This window comes from Curtobacterium sp. 9128 (genome assembly GCF_007673775.1).
Taxonomy (GTDB): Bacteria; Actinomycetota; Actinomycetes; order Actinomycetales; family Microbacteriaceae; genus Curtobacterium.
This window is the reverse complement of the sequence record NZ_VEAF01000003.1, coordinates 203204-224889: the sequence shown is the minus strand read 5'-3', so window position 1 is coordinate 224889 and position 21686 is coordinate 203204. Positions and strand designations below refer to the sequence as shown.

Annotated in this window: 17 protein-coding genes and 1 pseudogene; 9 read left to right on the top strand and 9 right to left on the bottom strand. The window is 72.3% G+C overall.

Annotated features, from left to right (window positions below; genetic code table 11):
- The first annotated feature begins 88 nt into the window (after nucleotides 1-88).
- Nucleotides 89-1744 carry a hypothetical protein gene (locus tag FS641_RS07320; RefSeq protein WP_144762125.1) on the top strand — a complete coding sequence of 552 codons (1656 nt, stop codon included), beginning with the start codon at nucleotides 89-91 and terminating at the stop codon, nucleotides 1742-1744.
- 93 nt (nucleotides 1745-1837) lie between these two features.
- Nucleotides 1838-3151, top strand: a complete 1314-nt coding sequence (locus tag FS641_RS07315) for a M23 family metallopeptidase (RefSeq protein WP_144762122.1) — start codon at nucleotides 1838-1840, stop codon at nucleotides 3149-3151.
- On the opposite strand, the gene FS641_RS07310 is transcribed toward FS641_RS07315, so the two are convergent.
- Complete coding sequence (locus FS641_RS07310) at nucleotides 3148-3915, bottom strand: aminoglycoside 3'-phosphotransferase (RefSeq protein WP_260855727.1); 768 nt, start codon at nucleotides 3913-3915, stop codon at nucleotides 3148-3150. The two genes, FS641_RS07315 and FS641_RS07310, sit on opposite strands and share 4 nt — an antisense overlap.
- A gap of 56 nt (nucleotides 3916-3971) precedes the next feature.
- Between FS641_RS07310 and FS641_RS07305 the strand changes: the two genes are divergently transcribed.
- Both FS641_RS07305 and FS641_RS07300 read left to right on the top strand, forming a co-directional pair.
- Nucleotides 3972-6914: a tetratricopeptide repeat protein gene (locus FS641_RS07305; RefSeq protein ID WP_144762119.1), complete on the top strand. Its 2943-nt coding sequence runs from the start codon at nucleotides 3972-3974 to the stop codon at nucleotides 6912-6914.
- Nucleotides 6915-6982: 68 nt separating this feature from the next.
- Nucleotides 6983-7819, top strand: a complete 837-nt coding sequence (locus FS641_RS07300) for an exodeoxyribonuclease III (protein WP_144762117.1) — start codon at nucleotides 6983-6985, stop codon at nucleotides 7817-7819.
- A 348-nt stretch (nucleotides 7820-8167) separates the two neighbouring features.
- Here the strand turns inward: FS641_RS07300 and FS641_RS07295 are convergent, their stop codons facing one another.
- Complete coding sequence (locus FS641_RS07295) at nucleotides 8168-9091, bottom strand: AEC family transporter (RefSeq protein ID WP_144762114.1); 924 nt, start codon at nucleotides 9089-9091, stop codon at nucleotides 8168-8170.
- 92 nt (nucleotides 9092-9183) lie between these two features.
- Between FS641_RS07295 and FS641_RS07290 the strand changes: the two genes are divergently transcribed.
- Nucleotides 9184-9774 (top strand): nitroreductase family protein, encoded by a 591-nt coding sequence (locus FS641_RS07290; RefSeq protein ID WP_144762111.1) that lies wholly within the window; start codon nucleotides 9184-9186, stop codon nucleotides 9772-9774.
- A gap of 114 nt (nucleotides 9775-9888) precedes the next feature.
- A complete protein-coding gene (locus FS641_RS07285; protein WP_144762108.1) occupies nucleotides 9889-10659 on the top strand; it encodes an HAD-IIB family hydrolase in 771 nt (256 codons plus the stop codon).
- A gap of 85 nt (nucleotides 10660-10744) precedes the next feature.
- On the opposite strand, the gene FS641_RS07280 is transcribed toward FS641_RS07285, so the two are convergent.
- Together FS641_RS07280 and FS641_RS07275 are read right to left on the bottom strand one after the other, a co-directional pair.
- A complete protein-coding gene (locus tag FS641_RS07280) occupies nucleotides 10745-11368 on the bottom strand; it encodes a phosphoribosylanthranilate isomerase (RefSeq protein WP_144762107.1) in 624 nt (207 codons plus the stop codon).
- Between the two features lie 49 nt (nucleotides 11369-11417).
- Nucleotides 11418-12470, bottom strand: a complete 1053-nt coding sequence (locus FS641_RS07275; RefSeq protein WP_144762104.1) for a serine/threonine-protein kinase — start codon at nucleotides 12468-12470, stop codon at nucleotides 11418-11420.
- 194 nt (nucleotides 12471-12664) lie between these two features.
- Between FS641_RS07275 and FS641_RS07270 the strand changes: the two genes are divergently transcribed.
- Nucleotides 12665-12868, top strand: a complete 204-nt coding sequence (locus FS641_RS07270) for a DUF2945 domain-containing protein (protein WP_144762101.1) — start codon at nucleotides 12665-12667, stop codon at nucleotides 12866-12868.
- On the opposite strand, the gene FS641_RS07265 is transcribed toward FS641_RS07270, so the two are convergent.
- Together FS641_RS07265 and FS641_RS07260 are read right to left on the bottom strand one after the other, a co-directional pair.
- Nucleotides 12855-13544 (bottom strand): DedA family protein, encoded by a 690-nt coding sequence (locus tag FS641_RS07265; protein ID WP_144762098.1) that lies wholly within the window; start codon nucleotides 13542-13544, stop codon nucleotides 12855-12857. The two genes, FS641_RS07270 and FS641_RS07265, sit on opposite strands and share 14 nt — an antisense overlap.
- A 58-nt stretch (nucleotides 13545-13602) precedes the next feature.
- Complete coding sequence (locus FS641_RS07260) at nucleotides 13603-14706, bottom strand: ROK family transcriptional regulator (RefSeq protein ID WP_186317626.1); 1104 nt, start codon at nucleotides 14704-14706, stop codon at nucleotides 13603-13605.
- Nucleotides 14707-14763: 57 nt separating this feature from the next.
- Here FS641_RS07260 and FS641_RS07255 point away from each other — a divergent pair, with 57 nt between their 5' ends.
- Together FS641_RS07255 and FS641_RS07250 are read left to right on the top strand one after the other, a co-directional pair.
- Nucleotides 14764-16491, top strand: a complete 1728-nt coding sequence (locus FS641_RS07255) for a beta-N-acetylhexosaminidase (RefSeq protein ID WP_144762092.1) — start codon at nucleotides 14764-14766, stop codon at nucleotides 16489-16491.
- Between the two features lie 99 nt (nucleotides 16492-16590).
- A pseudogene (locus tag FS641_RS07250) lies at nucleotides 16591-17586 on the top strand (UDP-N-acetylglucosamine 4,6-dehydratase family protein); the annotation flags it as partial.
- Nucleotides 17587-17685: 99 nt separating this feature from the next.
- Here the strand turns inward: FS641_RS07250 and FS641_RS07245 are convergent.
- From FS641_RS07245 to FS641_RS07235, 3 genes are read right to left on the bottom strand one after another with little or no spacing between them, the layout of a single operon-like run.
- Complete coding sequence (locus tag FS641_RS07245) at nucleotides 17686-19815, bottom strand: fructose-specific PTS transporter subunit EIIC (RefSeq protein ID WP_144762086.1); 2130 nt, start codon at nucleotides 19813-19815, stop codon at nucleotides 17686-17688.
- Nucleotides 19812-20816, bottom strand: coding sequence for a 1-phosphofructokinase family hexose kinase (locus FS641_RS07240; RefSeq protein WP_144762083.1), 1005 nt, complete (start codon nucleotides 20814-20816; stop codon nucleotides 19812-19814). The genes FS641_RS07245 and FS641_RS07240 overlap by 4 nt, the downstream gene beginning before the upstream one ends.
- Nucleotides 20813-21601 carry a DeoR/GlpR family DNA-binding transcription regulator gene (locus FS641_RS07235; protein ID WP_144762080.1) on the bottom strand — a complete coding sequence of 263 codons (789 nt, stop codon included), beginning with the start codon at nucleotides 21599-21601 and terminating at the stop codon, nucleotides 20813-20815. The genes FS641_RS07240 and FS641_RS07235 overlap by 4 nt, the downstream gene beginning before the upstream one ends.
- Nucleotides 21602-21686 lie beyond the last annotated feature (85 nt).

Here is a 21686-nt window from a genome sequence, read left to right as displayed (position 1 = left end):
GTCGAGGCCCCGCGGCGCTCATCCAGTCTGCGTGGACGATCAGGCGACCTCGCCGCTCACGCCGGGTCGGCGTCGGTACGCTCCGGGTATGTCCCTCGATGCACCGCCGCGCGACCGCGTCGGGACGGCCCGACTGCGTCGGGTGGGCGGCGCGGTCGGCCGCGAGGCGCTCGGGGCGCTCGTCGCCGTCACGCTCGCCGTGATCGCGCTGCGGCACGTGCTCGCCACGGCCCGCGTGGCCCTGCTCTGGTACGACGGCGACTCGGTCCTGCTGCCGATGGTCGTCCGGTCGATCCAGCTCGGGCAGCCGTTCGAGTGGGCGATGTCGCCGGCGCTCTTCTTCTTCCCGGAGCTGCCGGTCTACCTGGTCTGTTCCCTCGTCACCGGCTCGCCGCAGCAGGCGCTGGCACTCAACGGCGTGCTGGTCATGGTGGCGGTGTACGCACTGCTGCGGGCGGTCGCGAACGAGCTCATGCCGTCCGCTCGACGGTCGGCACGCATCGCCGTGGCCGCGCTCGCGGTGGGGTTCCTGACGCTCCTCGTCCTCACCGAGTCCACCGCGACGGCGACCTCGCTCGAGCTGGCCTCGCTCCTGCTCACCACGACGTACTACTACGGGGTCGTGCTGGCGCTCCTCGCCACCGCTGCGCTCGTGCTGCGGGGGATCCGCGTCGGTCGTGCGTCGCCCGTGGTGCTGGTCACGCTCGGGCTGGTCGCGGCGTGCACGACGGCGTCGAACCCGCTCTACGTCCCGTGGTCCGGCGCCCCGGTGGTCGTCACGCTGCTGCTCCTCGGGCTCGCCCGGCGGGTGCCGTGGCGGCCGGCGCTCTGGCTGTCGGCGGTCGTGGTCGGCGGCGCCCTCGTCGGGTACCTCGTCCGGATCCCGCTCGGGCCGTTCGTCTCGTTGGACCCGTCGACCTACGTGCACCCGGAACTGGCGGGTCGGACACTCGGCTTCTTCGCGTCCCTCACCGACGTCCGCGCCGGGACCGCCCTCGGGGACGCCGGGCTCCTGCTGATGTTCGTCGGGGTGCTCCTGAGCGTCGGCGGCACCGTCTGGGGCTGGCGCGTCCGGACGTCGCGCACCGTGCTCGTGGCGTCCGTGCTCCCGCTCGTGACGATCGTCGCCGTGTCGATCGGGGTCGTCGTCGCCGGGTCGGCCACCCCGCGGTACCTGGAGCCCGTCGTCGTCGCGCCGCTCACGGCCCTCGTCGCGGTCTGCGAGCTGGTCCGCACCACGGTCCGCCGCACCCAGGTGCACCGGCCGCTCCGCGGCGTCCGCGTCGCGCTCGCGATCGGGGCGGCCGTGGTCGTCGCCGCCGGCGTCGCCCTCGCCCCGTCGACCCTCCGCGCGGTCCGGACCGCAGCCTACACCCCGGCGTCGTGCCTGGACCGCTGGGCGGACGGCCGCGACGTCGTCGGGGTCGGGCAGTACTGGACGGTGCGACCGCTCGCCGCGTACAGCTCGACCAACATCGGACTGCTGCAGGTCCGTGACACGTTCCGCACGTACCCGTGGCTGGTGGACCTCGGCGCGTACCGCGGGGCCGAGCCGACGTTCGTCGTGGTCGGCTCCGGGGACGTCTGGTCGACGCCGGTCGAGGACTCGCTCGGTGCCCCGGCGTCGGTCACGCACTGCACGGGGTTCGACATCTGGGACTACGCGGGCACCGCCGGTGCGGCGCGGCTGCGGGAGGACGTGGTCGGCAGCGCGGAGGCGATCCTGCGCGAGCGGGGGTTCTGAGCTCCTCCACACCCGTTCCTCCGCGTCGCAGTTCTCCACAGCCGGAGCGTCGGGTCCTCGTCGAGCCTGTACGGATGTATAGGCTCGTGCACGATGACTCGCTCTGCCCCCCGCCCCACGCACTCCGTTGCCGCCCTGCGTCTGCGCCTGGTCGTGACGGGGTTCGCCCTGCTCGGTCTCACCGGCACGCTGGTGCTCGATGCTCCCCCGGCGTCGGCGGCCACCTACCCCTCGTGGGACGACGTCCTCGCCGCCCGTGGGCAGGAAGCCGCCAAGAACAACCAGATCTCCGACATCGAGGGGCTGATCGGGCGGTTGGGGACGGAAGCAGACACCGCCGCGGCCGAGGCAGAGGCGCGCGGCAACGAGTACGGCGACGCGCAGCGCAAGGCCCAACGAGCGGCCGAGAAGGAGCAGGCCCTCCGCACCGACGCCGAGGAACACGCGAAGGTCGCCGAGGAGAGCGCCGCGCAGGCCGGACAGTTCGCGGCGCAGATGGCCAGGTCCGGCGGCGCGGACGTCACGACGAGTGTGCTCGCCGGTGGCGACGACACCCGCGACCTGTTGTACGACCTCGGCGCCCTGAGCAAGCTGTCGGAGCAGGCGGAACGCGTCGAGACCGTCGCGACCACCGACGCCGCCGTCGCCCGCGCACTCTCCAGCCAGGCGGACCGTGCGGCCGAGGCGCTGGCCGAGCTCGCGAAGGCGGCCGAGGAGCGCATGGCCGCGGCACAGGCCGCGTCCGACCGAGCGCAGGCCGCGTACGACGAGCAGCAGGACAACCGCGCCCGACTGGAGGCCCAGCTCGCCACCCTCAAGTCGGGTCGCGTCCGGACCGAAGCCGAGTTCGCCAAGGGCGAGGCGGAGCGCAAGGCCGCCGCGGAACGTGCGGCGCGCGAGGCCGCCGAGGCCGCGGCACGAGCGGCGGCGGCACGCGCCGCCTCCGGTGGTTCCGGTGGCGGCGGCGGGGGCGGCGGTTCCGTCGGCTCCGGTTCCGGCACGGGGTGGGTCCGGCCCGCCGGCGGTCGGATCACCAGCTCGTACGGCACGCGGGTGCACCCGATCACCGGCGCGACGAGCTTCCACGACGGCATCGACCTCGGCAGCGCCTGCTCGTCGGCCATCGTCGCTGCGTCGGCCGGCACCGTCGAGTACGTCGGCTGGTACAGCGGGTACGGCAACTACGTGCGGATCAACCACGGCAACGGGGTGAAGAGCGCCTACGGACACATCGTCAACGGCGGGTTCCGCGTGACGAAGGGCCAGCAGGTCGCAGCGGGCACGCTCGTGGCACTGGTCGGGTCCACCGGCAACTCGACCGGGTGCCACCTGCACTACGAGACCCACGTCGGCGGCGGGACGACCAATCCGGTGTCGTTCATGGCGGCGCGCGGCGTGGGGTTCTAGACCCCGTCGTCGTCGAGGTCCCAGAGCGCCCGGTACCAGGCGGTGCGCTCGGGGTCGAACGGGACGCCGTACGCCTCGTGGAACAGCTGCTCCCACCCCGGACCGTGGTTCCACCCGAGCGCCATCGTCGCCACGGCGATGTCGGCCCAGCGGTCGGCGACCCCGAGCGCCCCGAGGTCCACGTGGCCGTACCAGCGACGGTCCGCTCCGATCAGGGTGTTCGGCGTGCAGGGGTCGCCGTGGCACACCACGATCCGGTCGGTGGGCGGTTCGGGGCCGAGCGCTGCGGGATCGGCACCGACGGCAGCGGCTCGCGCAGCACGGTCGGCGGTCGACCACGTGAACGGGCAGTCCTCGACGGGCAGGGTGTCATGCAGGGCCCGGAGACCCTCGGCCACGGCGACCACCGCCGTGCGGGGCTCGTCGCGCCAGCGGGGGTCGACGGCGCTCCATCCCGGGAGCGCCCGGGTCCGGAGCCAGGCGCCGTCCTCGTCGGCGTCGTGGTCGAGGACCTCCGGCACGCGGAGCCACCGCCCTGCCCACGCCAGTCGGGCTGCCTCGTCGGCGATCCACGCGGCGTAGCGAGTCGGTACCCACTTGACGTACTCCTCGGCGATGCCGACGCTGCCGTCACCGCCGATGCGGAAGGTCATGCCGCCGATCTCGTTCACCCAGACGGGGACGGCCGGGCGACCTTCGATCACCGCGCTGAGGGCGGCGGGCACCGGCGCTTCCGGAGTCGGCTCTGCGCTGATCGACGACACGACTCGATCCTGTCACCTCGGGCCGGGACGGGACCGACCCGCGATACCGTGAGGACGTGTTGGAAGTGGCGGCGGGGGCCGCGGGGAAGGGTCTCGCGACGGCGGCGACCGGTCTGGTGCGCACCAGTCTCAGTCGGGGAGCCCTCGGACGCGCCCTGACTCCGTGCATCGTCGACGCGGTGGAGGACGCTGCCGCCGAGCAGCTGCGCGACGCCTCCGCCATGGCCACGGTCATCTCCGAAGCGGTCCTCGCGGCCGGACGCCCCGAGGAGCTGTTCTTCTCGGAGACGGTCACACGGCACGGACTCGGCCACGCGCGACCGCGATGGGCCGAGGTCGTCCGCCGGGTCGTCCGCGCGACCGAGGGACTCGAGCTCGGTGCGCTCGACCTCCATCGGTTCGGGAACGACTTCGCCGACGCGCTCGACCTCCGCCTCCGGCGCGACGCACGGAAGAGCGGCAGCCCGCTGCTGCCCGCGCTCCTCCTCGCGCAACTGACCCCCCTCCCCGTCGACCCCTCTGGGCACCCCGATCACGACGGCGGCCGACGAGGACACGGGCCCTCCGAGCAGGGTCGTGGACTCCAGGGCTTCGGACTCCGGAAGAACGACCGGGAGGGCGGCGGCCACTACCAGGAGCGGCCAACCGCCGAGGGCGCCGTGCGGATCGCTCTCGACCAGCACGCGCGGTGTGTCGTCGTCGGGGGCCCAGGGAACGGCAAGTCCGCGGTCGCACGTGCGGTTGCTCGAGGCAGTGACCGGACGGTCTTCTGGCTCCGCGCCGGGGACCGGCGGACGCTGCAGGCCGACTGCGCGGCGGCTCTGACGTCGAACGGCCTCGATGACACCGAAGACCCGATCGCCGCCCTGATGGCGGCCGTCTCCACCAGCGGCGACTGCCTCATCGTCCTCGACGGAGTCGAACGAGCCGAGGACGTGGAACCGTTCGACGTGGCTGCGGCCGCGGGGACGTCGCTCATCATGACCGCGCAGTCGGACCTCGACCTCCCACGGGCGTGGACCGTGCCGCTCAGCCCGCTGGGCCACGTCGAGTCGACGGACCTGCTCCGACAGCTCGCGGGTGTCGACGGACAGGACGGCGAAGACCTCGACGATCTCGCGACCTTCGTGGGCGGGTCGCCGCTGGTGCTGCAGCAGGTCGCGTCCTACATGCGGTCGACCCGACTCTCCGCTGCCGACGTGCTCGACCGACTCCGCGGTGACACCACTGCGGTACTCGAACGCTTCGCACCACGTGACCACCCGGACTCGTTCGCCCTGACGTTCGCGCAGAACCTCGCCCGTGCCGTCGCCCTGCACCGCGAGTCCGGAGCGGTCCTGGCGATGATCGCCGTCTGCGGTGACGTCGGCATCCCGCGGCAGCTCCTCCTGGCGGCGGTGCAGCCCGACGGGGACGCGGTCTTCGCGGTCGACGACGCGCTGGCTGCGCTGCGTGCCGTCGGGCTGGTGGAGACGGAGGACAGCGGTGTCGTCCGATGCCATTCGCTGGTTGCCCGACTGCACGGACCCGCCACCGCCGACTCGGTCCGCGACGGCTGCAGGACCGCCCTCGACATGCTGCTCCTGTCGTCCGGGACCAGACAGGCGATCGCCTTCGACAGCTTCGCTCCGTCCGTCCCGATGCTCGTGCGCGCTGCTGGCCAGTCACCCGATGAGGACTTCACGATCTTCACCGACCTGGCCAGGACCGCGGTGAACCTCAGTCGGGCGAGCGGGTTCCGGAGTGCCTTCCAGGCTGCTGGGGCGCTCGTCGACCAGACGACGTCCCCCGAGGTCGCGCGCGCCACGCTCATGGGTCTCGAGGGGGCGTTCCTCACACACGAGGGTCGCATGACCGAAGCCGACGAGGTCCTGAGTGGTGCCCTCGCGCTGGGAGTGGGCGTCGGCAACACTGCGGCGGTCATGGACGCCCTGATCTCCCGGATCCTGGGCTTGGAGTGGCGGAGCCGGTACTCGGATGCGTTGCGGGCAGTGGACGAGCTGGAAGAGCGCTTCGGCGAGGAGGTCGGCGGCGTGGTCGCGATCCACCGCGCCTTGATCAGGGCGGAACAACTCGCTCCCGGCGCAGCCGTGGCACTCCTGGAGCCGCTGCTCTCCGTCGACGCCGATCCGGGGCACCAGGACCTCCTGCGCGAGACGCTGAGTCACGCACACCTCGCCGCTGGTCGCCCGGAGCGGGCCGTCCCCATCCTCCGTGAGCGCGCCGAGTACGCCCGGCGGACGACCGGTGAGGACTCGACCCTGTACGCGGCGAAGCTCAACGACCTCGGGTGGGCGCAACTCGACGCCGGCGAACTCGAGGAAGCGGAAGCACGTCTCGAGGACTCGGTGGCGATCTACGAGCGTGCCGGTGGCGGTACCCACCGCTTCGCGGCGATCCCGTACCTCCATCTCGGTCGCCTCTCGATCAAGCGCGCGGAGCTCGATCCCGATCACGGGGACGGACATCTGGACGAGGCTGAGCGGGTCCTGGCGCGCGCCGTCGCCCTGCTCGAGCCGGACTCCGCATCGAGCAGGGACATGGCGTCGGTCCTCTTCGCTCAGGGCGACGTCCACCTCACACGTGCGAGCATCTGGATCGACCAGCGGCGAGGCGAGGGGCCGAGCGCCGCTGCGCAGCTGACGGTGGCGCTCCGCCGGTTCCGGCGAGCGCGGGCGATCGACGCCCAGGTCTTCGGAGATCCGAGTGGGGACACCGCGATCGACGACACGCGGCTCGCCCTCGTGTACATCCGACTCCACGACGAGGTCCGGGCACACGCGGCCCTGCGTTCGGCGCTGCGCTTCTACCGGTCGCCGTCGAGCGAGTTCACCGAGTTGGCGGCCGGCACCGAAGTGAACGTGCTCGACCTCGACCGGAAGTCCGGCCGGTCGGACCAAGCCGAGCTCGAACGGCGGCGGGGAGAGCTCGCCCAGAGGATCGCCGCTGCCGAGTTCGATCCAGAGGTCGCTGCAACGCTGCTCCGACAGCTGCGCTGAGCTGCCGGTCACGGCAACGCCCCCTGCGACCGAGCGGCTCCGATGTCCCGCCCGGTAGGTTCGATCCCATGCGCGTCGCGACCTGGAACGTGAACTCCGTCCGCACCCGAGTCGGCCGTGTCGTCGACTGGCTCGTCCGCGAGGACGTCGACGTCCTCGGCATGCAGGAGATCAAGTGCAAGCCCGAGCAGTTCCCGACCGAGGCGTTCGAGGCTGCCGGCTACCAGGTCGAGGCGCACGGCCTGAACCAGTGGAACGGCGTCGCCTTCGCGAGCCGCCTGCCGATGGAGGACGTCACGCGGGACTTCCCCGGCCAGCCCGGGTTCCTCAAGGGCCACGAGGGGCCGGACCTGCCCGTCGAGGCCCGGGCGATCGGGGTCACCGTCGAGGACGTCCGGCTCTGGAGCCTGTACGTCCCGAACGGCCGGGAGATCGGCGACCCGCACTACACGTACAAGCTCGACTGGCTCGCGCAGCTGGCCGACCGCACCACCGAGTGGCTCGACGCCGACCCCGACCTCAAGCTCGCGCTGATGGGCGACTGGAACGTGGCGCCGCTCGACTCCGACGTGTGGGACGTCTCCGTGTTCGAGGGGCACACCCACGTCACCGAGCCGGAGCGGGCCGCCTTCCGGGAGTTCGAGGCGCGGGGACTCCAGGACGTCGTCCGGCCCCTCGTGCCGAGCGGGTACACGTACTGGGACTACAAGCAGCTGCGCTTCCCCCGGGGCGAGGGCATGCGCATCGACTTCGTGATGGGCTCGCAGGGCTTCGCGGACGCCGTCACCGGTGCGTCGATCCACCGTGACGAGCGCAAGGGCGACGCCCCGAGCGACCACGTGCCGGTCGTCGTGGACCTCGACCTCGAGACGTCCCTCGACGACGACCGTCCGATGATCTTCTGACGCCGGACCCGCTCCGGCGCCCGTCGCCCGCTGCCCGGCGCCGTCACCCGTCGCCCGCCTGCCCGACTTGTCACGACATCCCGCTCACCTCCGCCGACCGGTCGAGGAACGTCGCCCGCGACCTCTCCGTCCGACGAGTACCGACCACTCGGCGTCCAACGCGCGGGGTGTCGTGACCACTCGGCCCCGCCGAACTTCGACCACTCGACCCCGCCGAGGTTCCACGACTCGCCGCGTGGGCGACGCCGCGGTCCGAGAATTCTGGAACCTCGACGTGCGAGGTGCCGAACTTACGGAACCTCGACCCCGCCCCGACCCCGCCCCACCCCGCTCCCGCGCGCCACGCCCCTACGGGTGCAGGAGCGCGGCGACCCCGACGAGCACGGGTACCGCACCGAGCGTCGAGATGAGCACGACGTCCCGCGCCACGGGGACCGCCGCGTCGTACCGCTGCGCGTAGTTGAACACGTTCTGCGCCGCGGGCAGCGCCCCGAGCGTCGTCAGGACGAACACCTGCTGGTCGTCGAGCCCGAACACGAACCGGGCGAGCACGAAGGCGACGGCGGGCATCACCACGAGCTTGATCGCCGACGCGACGATGACGTCCGTGCGGATCCCGGGGTCACGGAGCGGCGTGGACCCGTGCAGGCTCATGCCGAACGACAGCAGCACGAGCGGCACGGCGGCGGCCCCGACCAGCGAGAAGGGCTCGAGCACCGGGGTCGGCAGCTCGATCCGGAACGCCGAGCAGACCAACCCGAGCAGTGACGCGATGATGAGGGGGTTCGTCACCGGGCCGAGCACGCGTCGCCGCCACCCGCCTCCTGATGCGGTCGCGGCGTCGAGGACCGTCAGCGCGATCGGCGCCATCACGACGAGCTGCAGCAGGATGACCGGCACGACGGCGGTGGCCTGTCCGAGCACGTACACGGCGACGGGCAGCCCGATGTTGTTCGCGTTGACGTAGCTCGCGGCGAGCGCGCCGACGGTCGTCGTGGCGACGGAGCGTCGGAGGGCCAGGCCGAACACGAGCGCGGTCCCCAGTGCGACCACGAGGGCGCTCAGCAGCGACACCCAGAGCATCGGCGACACCAGCGCGGCGATGTCGGCGGTCGCGATGGTGTGGAACAGCAGGCACGGCATCAGCACGAAGAAGGCGAGTCGGCTCATGACGAACTGCGCGTGCGGCCCGAGGAGCCCGATGCGCCCGACGACGTACCCGGTCGCGATGATCACGCCGATGATCGCGAAACCGATCAGGACGCCACTCATCAGACCCATCCTGGCAGGTGGACGCGCTCGCGGCGCGCTGTGAGGTCGTTCATCGCGGAAATGCAGACGCATGGAGCATCGTTGTCGTCGACATGACCAACGCGACGACTCTCTCCCGTTCGACCGACTCGAGCCAGCCGCTCGTCCCGCTCCTCGAGGAGCGGTGGAGCCCGCGCTCCTACGACGAGACCGCGACGATGACGGACGACCAGCTCGACGCCGTGCTCGAGGCGGCCCGCTGGGCGGCGTCCGCCAGCAACCAGCAGCCGCGCCGGTTCATCGCGGGTCGCCGGGGCACGGACACGTTCCGGAAGGTCAACGAGCACCTGATGGGCTTCAACGCCGCGTGGGCGTTCCGGGCGAGCGCCCTGGTCGTCGGCGTCCTCGAGACCACGTCCGAGGAGGGCGACGTCCGACGCTTCGCCGAGTACGACCTCGGCCAGGCGATCGCCGCGCTGACGGTCCAGGCGCACGCCGAGGGCCTGCACGTGCACCAGATGGCGGGCATCGACGCCGCCGGGATCGCTGCGGCGTTCGACCTGCCGGAGCGCTTCGTGCCGTTCACGGTCACGGCGATCGGCACCGTCGCGGACCCGTCGCAGCTCGACGAGAAGGCCGCAGCGCGCGAGGTCGCACCCCGTACCCGCATCCCGCTCGACGAGGTCGTGCTCGTCAAGGAGTAGTCCACCGAGCGTCGCACGCGGCTGGGTCCTGCACAGGGCCTGGCCGCGTTCGTCTGTCCACAGGTGCGTCCAGCGCCGCTGGTCGTCAGGATGCCGCATGACACAATCGGGGGCATGACCGCTCCACGTCTCGTCGCCTTCGATCTGGACGACACCCTCGCCCCGTCGAAGTCCGCTCTCGACCCGCGCATGCTCGACACGTTCGCCGCGCTGCTCGAGGTCGTCCCGGTCGCGGTGATCAGCGGTGGCAACTTCCACCAGTTCGACCAGCAGCTCGTGACCCCGCTCCGCCACCGCGACGGACTGACCCTCGACGACCTCCACCTGTTGCCGACGTGCGGCACCCGGTACTACCGCTGGGCCGGGGACGACTGGGCGCTGCAGTACGCCGAAGACCTCACCGACGACGAGAAGGCCCGGGCCCTCGCGGCGGTGGAGGCCGAGGCGAAGGCCGCCGGGTACTGGGAGTCGCGGACGTGGGGCGACATCCTCGAGGACCGCGGGTCGCAGATCACGTTCTCCGCGCTCGGCCAGGCCGCTCCGGTCGCCGAGAAGAAGGCGTGGGACCCGACCGGTGCGAAGAAGGACGACCTCCGTCGGCGCGTGCAGGCGGAGCTGCCCGACCTCGAGGTCCGTTCCGGCGGTTCGACGAGCGTCGACATCACCCGCAAGGGCATCGACAAGGCGTACGGCATGCGTCGTCTCGCGGAGCTCACGGGCATCGCGCTCGACGACATGCTCTTCGTCGGCGACCGCCTCGACCCCGAAGGCAACGACTACCCGGTGAAGGCCCTCGGCGTTCCCTGCCATGCGGTGGAGGGCTGGGAGGACACGGACGCGTTCCTGACCGACCTGATCCCGACGCTCGGGGTCCGGTCCGCCTGACGCCCGATGGCGGCAGGGCGCCACCCGCGCCGCCGAACCAGCCAGACCAGCCGAACCAGCCGGCCTGGAGGCTCGGCTCGGCCGCTCAGGGGATGCTGCGGACCGCCTCGACGAACGCCCGGATCTTCGCGGCGTCCTTGACGCCGGGCTCCGACTCGACGCCGCTCGAGACGTCGACCCCGTCGGGATCGAGTCGCTCGACCGCGTCGACGACGTTCGCGGGTGTCAGTCCACCGGCGAGGATCCATGCCTCGTCCACGCCGCCGTTGATGGTCTCCGGGTCGATGAGCCGACCGCTGCCCGGCACCGCGGCGTCGAGGAGCAGCAGGTCGTGGTCGTACGAGGCGCGCTGTTCCTCGGTCTCGGCGAGGTAGTCGACCGCGGACACCGCCCGGATCGTGAAGAACCCCGCATCACGGGCACGGGCGAAGTCACTCGCCGCCTCGCCGCCGTGCAGCTGGAGCGTGGTGAGGCCGACCGCTGACGCGATGCCGACGACCTCGTCGATCTCCTGGTGCCGGAAGACCCCGACGGCGTCGATGCCGTCCGGCACGCGCGCCACGAGCTCCTTCGCCAGGTCGGCGGTCACGGTCCGGGGGCTGCCGGCAGCGAAGACGAACCCGACCGCATCGGCCCCTGCGTCGATGGCGGCGTCGACCGTCTCCGGGGTCGACAGGCCGCAGATCTTGATCCAGCGCTGGTCGGTCATGCAGTCCATCCTGCACGAAACCGGTCGGCCCCGGGTCAGCTCCTGGCGATCAGTGCAGTGCGCCCGCGAGGTAGCTCGCGGTGCAGGCGAGGACCACGCCGAGGACCGCGAACGACCCGGCCACGATGTTCCGTCGTCGCCACCGCCGGACGGCCACGAACGTGCCGCGCTTGGCGTGGCGGTGCGCCGCCCGGTGCATCCGGTGGTCGCGCTTGTGCGCCGCGCGGTGCGGGCCCAACGGGACGGGCCCCGTGATCTGCGTCGAGCCTCCACGGAGGGCGCGGGCCACCGCGACGGCGGTCGGACGCCGCGCCGGGTCGCGGTCGGTCATCCGGAGCAGCAGGTCGTGCCACTCGGGCCCGACGGATTCCGGCACCTCGGGGCTGTTCCGGAGTCGGGCGAGCGCGGCCTCGACGAGCGTGCCGGAGTACTCCTGGTGGCCGGTCAGGGCCTCGAGCAGCACCAGTCCGAGCGAGTAGACGTCGGTGGCGTAGCTGATCGGCTCACCGGCCACCTGCTCGGGACTGAGGTACGCGGCGGTGCCGATGATCGTGCCGTCGTTCGTCAGGCGTGAACCGTCGACGAAGTGCGCGACGCCGAAGTCGGTGAGCTTGACCGTGCGGGCGAAGCCGGAGGAGCCCTCGTCGCTGATGAGGATGTTCGCGGGCTTGACGTCGCGGTGCACGATCCCGCGCGAGTGCACGTACGCCAGGGCGTCGGCGAGCTGCGCGCCGAGGTCGGCCACCTCGTAGTTGTGCAGCGGCCCCTCGGCCAGACGCCGGAGCAGCGTCATGTCGGCGATGAGCTCCATCACGATGTACCGGTGCGGGCCGTCGGAGAACTCGTGCGTGCCGGCGTCGTACAGCGGGATGAGCCCGGGGTGCGACAGCATGCTGAGCAGTCGGATCTCGCGTTCCTGGCGGACGCGGTCGGCGGTCGTCATCGCCTGGGGCGTCGCGAAGAGCTTCACCGCGACCAGGCGGTAGGTGTGCTCGTCGCGGGCCTCGTAGACGGACCCCATGCCGCCCGTGCCGATGAGCCGGGACAGGCGGTACCGTCCGGAGAGGACGGTCTCCGTGCGGGCGCTGTCGACCAGGGTCATCGTGATGTCGTTCCGTCAGGGTGGTGAGTCGTCGAGATGGCGTCGGTGCTCGCCGTGTGACTCCTCGACAACGGTACGCGCCAACGCGTCGCGAAGTGCGGACGTTATGACTTCGTGACGCGGGGTACATCCCTGTACTGACGCGGATGCGCGGGGTCTAGCTTCGGTGCACACACGACGAAGGGATTGTCCGTATGGCGCTGTCGAAGGGCGACGAGGTGCACTGGAAGACCTCGCAGGGGAAGACCACCGGGAAGCTCGTGGAGAAGCGGACGAGCGACTTCGAGTTCGACGGTCAGACGTTCCGGCCGACCGACGACGACCCCTACTGGATCATCGAGTCGGAGAAGTCGGGCAAGAAGGCCGCCCACAAGGAGTCGGCGCTCACGAAGGCGTGACCCGCGAGCGTTCGCGTGCCGCACGCTCGGCGCGCGAACGCCGAACCCGCCGGACGACGAACACGACGACGACCACGGCGATCGCGGCGTACATCGCGCGGTCGATCCACTCGGTGTAGCCCTCGATCCGGTCGTACTGCGTGCCGAGTGCCGCACCGCCGAGCACGAGCAGGCTGTTCCAGATCCCCGAGCCGAGGACCGTGAACAGCGAGAACGACCAGAGACTCATCCGGTCGGCGCCGGCCGGCAGCGAGATCAGGCTCCGGACGATCGGGACGAGGCGTCCGAACAGCACAGCGCTCCGGCCGTGCCGGTGGAACCACGCGGCGGCCTTGCGGAAGTCGTCCTCGTCGACGAGGGGGAGCTTGCCGAGCCAGTGGACGGTGCGGTCGAAGCCGATCGCGCGCCCGAGCCAGTAGAGCACGAGCGCGCCGACGTACGAGCCGAGCGTCGCCAGGACGAGCACGAGTACGAGATCCATCCGCCCGGCCCCCGCGAGGAACCCGGCCAACGGCAGGATGACCTCGGAGGGGATCGGCGGGAAGACCGTCTCGACGAACAGCATGAGGGCGACGCCCCACTCGCCGAGCGCGTCGATGAGTCGGAGGACCATCCCCGACAGCCCGCCCATGTCGGCGTCGGGCGAGGACGTGGCGGCAGCGATGGCAGTCGTCATGGCGCCATCCTCCCTGAGCGCCCTGACAGGTTGCAGGACGTTCAGGTCGACGCCGTCGTCAACCCAGACCCATGTGCGTCTCCCGCACGTGCGTCAGCGACCGCGCGAGTGCGCCCCTGGCCACCGCGTCCCGCCCGACCGTGGACGGCACGACGTCCACCGGGTGCCGGAGCGCGGGTCCGACGGCCGCGGCGAGCGCCGAGCAGAAGACCTCCGCCGCCGGCAGGACCTCGCCACCGACGACGACCACCTCGGGGTCGATCGTCGCGACGAGCTGCGCGACACCGATCGCGACGTCCTCGGCGAGGGCGCAGACGACCTCGGCAGCGGCGCGGTCCCCCTGCCCGGCCGACACCATGACGGACTCGACGTCCGATCCGGACGGGATCCGTGCCTCCAGTCGGGCCGGTGCGCTCGGCCAGCCGGTCGAGGCGAGGCCGCCGACCTCGCCGGCTGCGCCGCGTGCGCCGCGCGCCAGTGCGCCGTCGACGAGGTAGGCGGCACCGATCTGACGACCCATCACGAGGTAGAGCGCGTCGCGCACCCCGTGGAAGCGGCCCCACATGGCCTCGGCGGTGGCGGCGAGCTTGGCGTCGTTGTCGAAGATCGTCGTGGCGTCCGGGAAGAGGTCGTGGATGCGACCGGGCATCCGTCCCTCGACCCACTGTGGCACCGCGATCGTGTAGTCGATGGCGCCGCTGCGGTCCACCACGGCGGGGACGCCGAACGTCGCGGCGAGGAGTCGGCCGGCACCTGGGGTCGAGGTCAGTCGGTGCACGACGTCCTGCACGCTCGCCCATGCCTGGTCCGCGGAGGCGAGGTCGGGGTAGACCTCCTCGACGCGGGTGATCTCCTCGCCGCGGAGGTCGGCCAGGATCCCGACGATGCCGTGCAGTCCGAGGTCGACCCCGAGCACCGAGCCGGCGCTGGCGTCGCCCTCGAACCGCTTGGCCCGGCGTCCGGCCTTGTTGGGCGTGGCGATCGCGTCCGCCTCACGGACCCACCCCTCCGCGACCAGGTCGGCCAGGGACGCCTCGACCGTGGGGCGGGAGAGTCCGACGGTGTGACTGAGCTCGGTGACGGTGGCGGAGCTCTCGACGCGGAAGAGCTCGTCGAGGATGGCGCGGGAGTTCACCAGGCGCAGGGCACCCGGGGTGCTCATCGTTGACAGGGTCTCGTGCACAGCCATAGCCTCCATATTACGAAAGACCGTTGAGGAATGGTGGACTCCGACATGCTCATCCCCCGCCCGCGTCTGTCGACCTCCGGGGTCGGCGCCTTCGAGATCACTCCGTCGACCCGCATCGCCGCGGACGCCGCCAGCGAGTCGGTCCGCCTGTTCCTGCAGCAGACGCTCCGCGGTTCCACCGGGCTGCCGGTGCGGGACGCGCCGGACGGCACCGCCGAGGCGTCGGCACCGGACACGATCACCCTGCGGGTCGCGACCGCGGACGGGACGACCGGGTCGCCGCTGCCGGCCGGCCCCGCGGGTTCGACCGCGGAGTCGTTCCGCCTGGTCGTCACGGGTGACCGCGTCGAGGTGGTCGGCGGTTCCGCGGCCGGTGTCTTCTACGGCGTGCAGGCGCTCCTGCAGCTCCTGCCGCCGGACGTGTACCGGAAGGGGCGGGTGGGCACGGGCCCGTGGACGGTCCCCGCGCAGACCGTCGAGGACGCCCCGGCGTTCGCGTGGCGCGGCGTCATGCTCGACGTGGTCCGGCACTTCCGCACGAAGGCCGAGGTCCTCCGCGTCATCGACCAGCTCGCGGCGCACCGCATCAACACGCTGCACTTCCACCTGACGGACGACCAGGGCTGGCGCATCGAGATCCGGAAGCACCCGCGCCTGACCGAGGTCGGGTCGTGGCGGCGCGAGTCCCAGGTCGGCGCGCACGTGCCGGACGCCGAGGGGACGCTCCGCCCGCAGGGGTTCGACGGACGGCCGCACGGCGGGCACTACACGCAGGACGACGTCCGCGAGATCGTCGCCTACGCAGCGGACCGGTTCGTGACGGTCGTGCCGGAGATCGAGACCCCCGGGCACGTCCGCGCCGCACTGGCCGCGTACCCGGAGCTCGGCGTGCACCCGGAGTCCGGCGTCGGTGTCTGGACGGAGTGGGGCATCGCCGAGGACGTCCTGAACGCGGAGGAGTCGACGATCGCGTTCTTCCAGGACGTCTTCGACGAGGTCGTCGCGCTGTTCCCGAGCGCCTACATCGGTCTCGGTGGCGACGAGTGCCCGAAGGTGCAGTGGGAGCAGGACCCGCGCACGCAGGAGCGGATCCGGGAGCTCGGTCTCGAGGACGAGGAGCAGCTGCAGGCGTGGATCATCGGCCGGCTCGCGGCGCACCTCGAGTCGAAGGGCCGTCGGGCGTTCGGGTGGGACGAGATCCTCGAGGGCGGCACGCTCTCCCCGTCGGCGACGGTCGTGTCGTGGCGCGGTCTCCGCGGTGCGACGACGGCGGCCCGACGCGGGCACGACGTCATCTCGTCGCCGGACGACCAGGTGTACCTCGACTACCGGCAGAGCGACCTGCCGAACGAGCCGGTCCCGGTGGCCATCGTGCTATCGGTGGACGACGTCTTCGCGTTCGACCCGGTGCCGTCGGACCTGACGGACGCGGAGCGCGCCCACGTCATCGGGGGCCAGGGCAACATGTGGACCGAGCACGTCGACACCGTCCGGAAGCTCGACTACCAGCTGTTCCCGCGCGTGGCCGCCCTCGCCGAGGCACTCTGGTCCGCCGACGCCAGCGGACCGCGGGACGTCGCGGACTTCCGGGGCCGACTCGTCGAGCACCTGGCACGGCTCGAGGCGATGGGGATCGAGTACCGGCACGAGACCGGACCGTTCCCGTGGCAGGAGCGCCCCGGTGTCCCCGGACGTCCGAGCTCCCGCGAGGAGCGTGCGGCGTACATCGACGCGGTCACGGCGAACATCGCGGACTGACCCTCTGGCCGACTGACATGTGACACGCTACGGTGGGGAGGATCGACCACCGGCGCGAGGAGTCCCATGTCCGACTGCACCATCCCCGGCCTCGACGGCCTCGACGTCGACGACCTCATCGGCCGCCGCGACCCCGCTGACGAGCTCGGGCTCGAGGTCGACTTCGTCCGCGACCGCACGGTCCTGGTCACGGGGGCCGGCGGCTCGATCGGCAGCGAGCTGTGCCGCCAGCTGCTGCGCTTCGAGCCGGCCGAGGTGATCATGCTCGACCGCGACGAGACCGCCCTGCAGCAGGTGCAGGTCTCCGTCGCCGGGCACGGGCTCCTCGACAGCCGAGAGGTCGTGCTCGCCGACATCCGCGACGCCGAGGCGATCCACGCCGTGATGCTCGACCGCCGCCCGGACGTGGTGTTCCACGCCGCGGCGCTGAAGCACCTCCCGATGCTCGAGCAGTACCCGGACGAGGGCTGGAAGACGAACGTCCTCGGCACGCGCAACGTCCTCGGCGCCGCGGCGGAGTCCGGCGTGCAGACGCTCGTGAACATCTCGACCGACAAGGCCGCCAACCCGACGAGCGTCCTCGGGCAGACGAAGCGCCTCGCCGAGCGGCTCACGGCGTGGACGGCCGCGGAGACCGGCCGGGACTTCGTGTCGGTCCGGTTCGGCAACGTCCTCGGCAGCCGCGGCTCGATGCTGCCCCTGTTCGCCGAGCTCATCCGGACCGGGCGTCCGGTGACGGTCACACACCCGAATGCCACGCGCTACTTCATGTCGATCCCGGAGGCCTGCCACCTGGTCATCCAGGCCGCGGCGATCGCGCAGCCGGGCGAGGTCCTGGTGCTCGACATGGGCGAGCCGGTCCGGGTGCTCGACATCGCACGGCGCATGGTCGCGGCGTTGGGGGGCGATTCGGACATCGTCTTCACCGGGCTCCGGCCGGGCGAGAAGCTCCACGAGGACCTCATCGGGCGCGGCGAGACCGAGCGGCGTCCGGTGCACCCGAAGATCTCGCACGCGTCCGTGCCGCCGCTCGACCCCGGTGCGCTCGCCCGGTCGACGTCGGCGGACACCGCGCCGCTCCTGCTGGCCGCCTGACCGGCGGACCGACGCGATGACGAACGGGAGGCTCGGCACCCGCTGGCACCGAGCCTCCCGTCCGTCGTCCGTCCGGTCGGACGCGTCGACCCCCGTTGCCTAGACGGCGACCGCCACCCGGTCGTCCGCCGGCACCGCCGCCCCGGTCCCGGGGACGTCGGCGACGTCCGCGGTCGGGGTGCGCCGCACCCACTTCTTCAGGCCCACCAGCACGAGCGCGGAGACCACGGTGCCGGCGAGGATCGCCGCGATGAACATCCAGATGTTCCCGATGGCGAAGAACACGAAGATCCCGCCGTGCGGCGCCCGCGAGGTGACCCCGGCGGCCATCGAGATCGCCCCGGTGACCGCAGCGCCGACCATCGACGCCGGGATGACCCGCAGCGGGTCGGCGGCGGCGAACGGGATCGCGCCCTCCGAGATGAACGAGGCGCCGAGCAGCCACGCGGCCTTGCCGTTCTCGCGCTCGGGCTTCGTGAAGCCGCGGCGGTAGAGGACGGTGGACGCGAGTGCCAGGGCCAGCGGCGGGACCATGCCCGCGGCCATCACGGCGGCCATGATCTCGAACGGCACGACGTTCGTGGCCGATCCGGCACCGAGCCCGGCGACGGCGAACGCGTACGCCACCTTGTTCACCGGTCCGCCGAGGTCGAACGCCATCATCAGGCCGAGGATGATCCCGAGCAGCACAGCCGAGGCGCCGGAGAGCGAGTTCAGCCACGCGGTGAGCTCGGTCATGACCCAGGCGATGGGACCGCCGAGGACGAGGAGCATCAGCCCCGAGGCGATGATCGACGCGAACAGCGGGATGATCACGACCGGCATCAGGCCGCGCAGCCAGCGCCAGACCGGGATCCGGCCGATCCAGTACGCGGCCGCACCGGCGATGAGGCCGCCCACGAGACCACCGAGGAACCCGGCGTTCATGAACACGGCGATCGAGCCGGCGACGAAGCCCGGTGCGATGCCCGGGCGGTCGGCGATGGCGTACGCGATGTACCCGGCGAGCGCCGCCACGAGGAACCCGAGCGACACCGAGCCGATCTCGAACGCGGCCGCGCCGAGGTAGTAGTGCAGGCCCTGCGGCGGCAGGTCGAGCAGGGTGAAGTGCTGCAGCGTGTAGACCGCGTTGTTGACGCCGTCGTTGCCGTGCGTCAGCGCGATGCCGTACCCGGCGAGCAGGAAGCCGAGCGCGATGAGCAGCCCGCCGCCCGCGACGAACGGGATCATGTAGCTGACGCCGGTGAGGAGCCAGCGCTTGAGCGACTGGCCGAAGTGCTCGTCCTTCGCGGTGCTCGTGCCGGGTTCGGCGGCCGAGCCGGAGACGCGGGCGGCGTTCGGGTCGTCGGCGGCGCGGAGCGCCTCGGCGATCATCGCGTCGGGTTCGTCGACGCCGCGCTTGACCGGTCCGGAGACGAGCGGCTTGCCGGCGAAGCGGGAGCGGTCGCGGACGTCGACGTCGACCGCGAAGACGACGGCGTCGGCGCGGGCGATGAGCGCCGGGTCGAGCGGCTCGACCTGCGAGGACCCCTGCGTCTCGACGTGCATCTCGGCGCCGGCGCGCTGGGCTGCTGCGACGAGGGCGTCCGCGGCCATGTACGTGTGCGCGATGCCGGTCGGGCAGGCGGTGACGCCCACGATGACCTTGCGGGCGGCGGGCGCGCCGGTCGCGCTGGTCGTCCCGGCCGTCGTCCCGGCCGTCGTTGCGGCCGGACTGGAGGCTCGGGGTGTGCCCGTCACGCCGGCGTCGGCGACCTCGCCGGTCACCTCGCGGTCGACCAGGTCGACGATCTCCTGCGGCGTGGTGGCGGCGCGGAGGGCGGCGGTGAAGTCCTCGCGGATGAGCGCACGGGCGAGGGTCGAGAGGACGGTGAGGTGGTCCTTGTCGGCACCCTCGGGCACGGCGATCATGAAGACGAGGTCGGCGTCGCCGTCCGGAGCGCCGAACGGCACCGTGCGGGCCAGGCGGGACATCGCCAGGGTCGGCTCGGTCACCGACGCCGACCGGGCGTGCGGGATGGCGATGCCGCCGGGGACGCCGGTGCCGACGGAGGCCTCGCGGGCGATCGCGTCGGCCGCGAGCGCTTCGCCCGAGGCCGCGCGACCGCTGGCGGCGACGCGGTCGGCGAGGACGCGGATGACGTCGGCCGACGTGGCGCCGAGGTCCTCGTCGAGGCCGACGAGGGGGACGCTGATGAGTCCCGGGCTCGTGGTGGGCTCAGCGGTCATGGTGTGCTCCTTTGCAGTGACGCGGGGGTCGTGGCGATGCGGGTGACGGTGACGCCGCTCGGGTCGGTGTGGTCGAGGGCGGGGACGTCGCTGCCGGGGAGTGCCGCCGCGGCGGCTCCGGTGGCGACGGCCTGGGCGAGGCGCTCGTCGGCCGGCGCTCCGGCGACCTCGGCGAGGAGGTACCCGGCGAGGGCGGAGTCCCCGGCGCCGACGGTGGAACGGGCGACGATGCGGGGTGCCGCGGCGGCGTAGGAGCCGTCCGGTCCGATCAGCACGGCGCCGGCGCTGCCGAGGGTGAGCAGCACCGTGTCGACACCGCGGTCGCGGAGGCGTTCGGCGGCCGCGGCGGCGAGGTCGTGGTCTCGCTCGTACTCGTCCGGGTCGCCGCCGACGACCTCGGCGAGTTCCTCGGCGTTCGGCTTGACGAGGTCGATCCGCTCGCCGGACTGCAGCAGCGCGGTGAACGGGAGGCCGGAGGAGTCGACCGCGATCCGCACGGCGTCGCCGTGTCGGGCGCGGACGGCCCGGACGAGGACGGCGAGCGCGTCGTCGGGGAGCCCCGGCGGCAGCGACCCGGCGAGGACGACCCAGCGGGCGCGGGGTCCGGTGGGGGTGGCGTCCGCGGCGGCGGCGACGAGGGCGGCGAGTTCGTCGAGGCGCCCGGCGAGGGACGGGCCCGGCTCGTTGAGCTTCGTCGTCGTGCCGGTCGGCTCCGTCACGGTGACGTTCGACCGGAGCGGTGCGCCGATGGGCAGTGCCGCGGTCGGGATGCCGCGGGTCGCGAGGCCGAGCAGGACGGGGTCGAGCTCGTCGCCGGGGAGGACGGCGATCGTGTCCCCGCCGCTGGCGACGACGACGCGGGAGACGTTGACGCCCTTGCCGCCGGGCTCCGCGGTGGACCGGGTCGCGCGCTGGACGGAGCCGCGCTGCAGTTCGCCGGCGAGTTCGATGGTCCGGTCGAGCGACGGGTTGGGCGTCACGGTGACGATGCGACCGCTCATGCGACGACGACCTCGACGTCGGACTCGGCGAGCGCCTCGGCCAGGTCGGCGGGCGGGGCCTGGTCGGTGACGAGCGTGTCGATCTCGTCGAGGCGGGCGAACCGCATGAGCGCCTCGACGCCGTGCTTGGCCGCGTCGGCGAGCACGACGCTCCGACGGGCTGCCAGCACGTAGGCGCCCTTGACCGCCGCCTCGTACTCGTCGGGGGTGCTGAGACCGAAGCCGGCGGACAGGCCGTTCGTCCCGACGAAGGCGATGTCGGGGCGGAGCGCGCCGATCTGCTCGACGGTGGCCGTGCCGACCGCTGCGCTGGTGACCCCACGGACGCGACCGCCGAGCAGGTGCAGCTCGACGTGCGCGCTGTGCTGCAGGGTCGCCGCGATCGGGACCGAGTTCGTGACGACGGTGATCGTGGCGCCGGGCTCGGCGGGCTCCCACCGGGCCAGCTCGGACGCGACCGCGGCGCAGGTCGTCCCCGCGTCGAGGGCGATCGATCCGGTGAAGGTCGGCGGGACCAGGCGCATCGCGGCCCGGGCGATCGCGGACTTGGCGGAACCGTGCTGTCCTTCGCGCTCGGCGACGCTGAGTTCGACCACGCTCGAGCGGCCGACCGGCACCGCTCCCCCGTGCACGCGGCGGAGGACGCCGGCGGACTCGAGGGCGTCGAGGTCACGACGGACGGTCTCGGTCGTGACGTCGAAGTGTTCGGCGAGGTCGGCGACGGAGACCCGGCCGGCGGCCTGCAGCTGCTCGGCGATGGCGTCGTGGCGCTCCGTTGCGTACATGCCCGAACTCCTTCGTTCCCGTTGGTTTCGAGCACCATACGCCGCAATCCCACACAACCGCAACTGTGCTCTTGCGCTGCCCCTC

Coding starts and splice junctions, on each gene's coding strand:
- FS641_RS07275 (WP_144762104.1), bottom strand. CDS start 12,470: ATGACCCTGGTCGACAGCGCCCGCACGGAGACCGTCCTCTCCGGACGG.
- FS641_RS07270 (WP_144762101.1), top strand. CDS start 12,665: ATGGCGCTGTCGAAGGGCGACGAGGTGCACTGGAAGACCTCGCAGGGG.
- FS641_RS07290 (WP_144762111.1), top strand. CDS start 9,184: ATGACCAACGCGACGACTCTCTCCCGTTCGACCGACTCGAGCCAGCCG.
- FS641_RS07280 (WP_144762107.1), bottom strand. CDS start 11,368: ATGACCGACCAGCGCTGGATCAAGATCTGCGGCCTGTCGACCCCGGAG.
- FS641_RS07235 (WP_144762080.1), bottom strand. CDS start 21,601: ATGTACGCAACGGAGCGCCACGACGCCATCGCCGAGCAGCTGCAGGCC.
- FS641_RS07245 (WP_144762086.1), bottom strand. CDS start 19,815: ATGACCGCTGAGCCCACCACGAGCCCGGGACTCATCAGCGTCCCCCTC.
- FS641_RS07295 (WP_144762114.1), bottom strand. CDS start 9,091: ATGAGTGGCGTCCTGATCGGTTTCGCGATCATCGGCGTGATCATCGCG.
- FS641_RS07300 (WP_144762117.1), top strand. CDS start 6,983: ATGCGCGTCGCGACCTGGAACGTGAACTCCGTCCGCACCCGAGTCGGC.
- FS641_RS07255 (WP_144762092.1), top strand. CDS start 14,764: ATGGTGGACTCCGACATGCTCATCCCCCGCCCGCGTCTGTCGACCTCC.
- FS641_RS07265 (WP_144762098.1), bottom strand. CDS start 13,544: ATGACGACTGCCATCGCTGCCGCCACGTCCTCGCCCGACGCCGACATG.
- FS641_RS07315 (WP_144762122.1), top strand. CDS start 1,838: ATGACTCGCTCTGCCCCCCGCCCCACGCACTCCGTTGCCGCCCTGCGT.
- FS641_RS07260 (WP_186317626.1), bottom strand. CDS start 14,706: ATGAGCACCCCGGGTGCCCTGCGCCTGGTGAACTCCCGCGCCATCCTC.
- FS641_RS07320 (WP_144762125.1), top strand. CDS start 89: ATGTCCCTCGATGCACCGCCGCGCGACCGCGTCGGGACGGCCCGACTG.
- FS641_RS07240 (WP_144762083.1), bottom strand. CDS start 20,816: ATGAGCGGTCGCATCGTCACCGTGACGCCCAACCCGTCGCTCGACCGG.
- FS641_RS07285 (WP_144762108.1), top strand. CDS start 9,889: ATGACCGCTCCACGTCTCGTCGCCTTCGATCTGGACGACACCCTCGCC.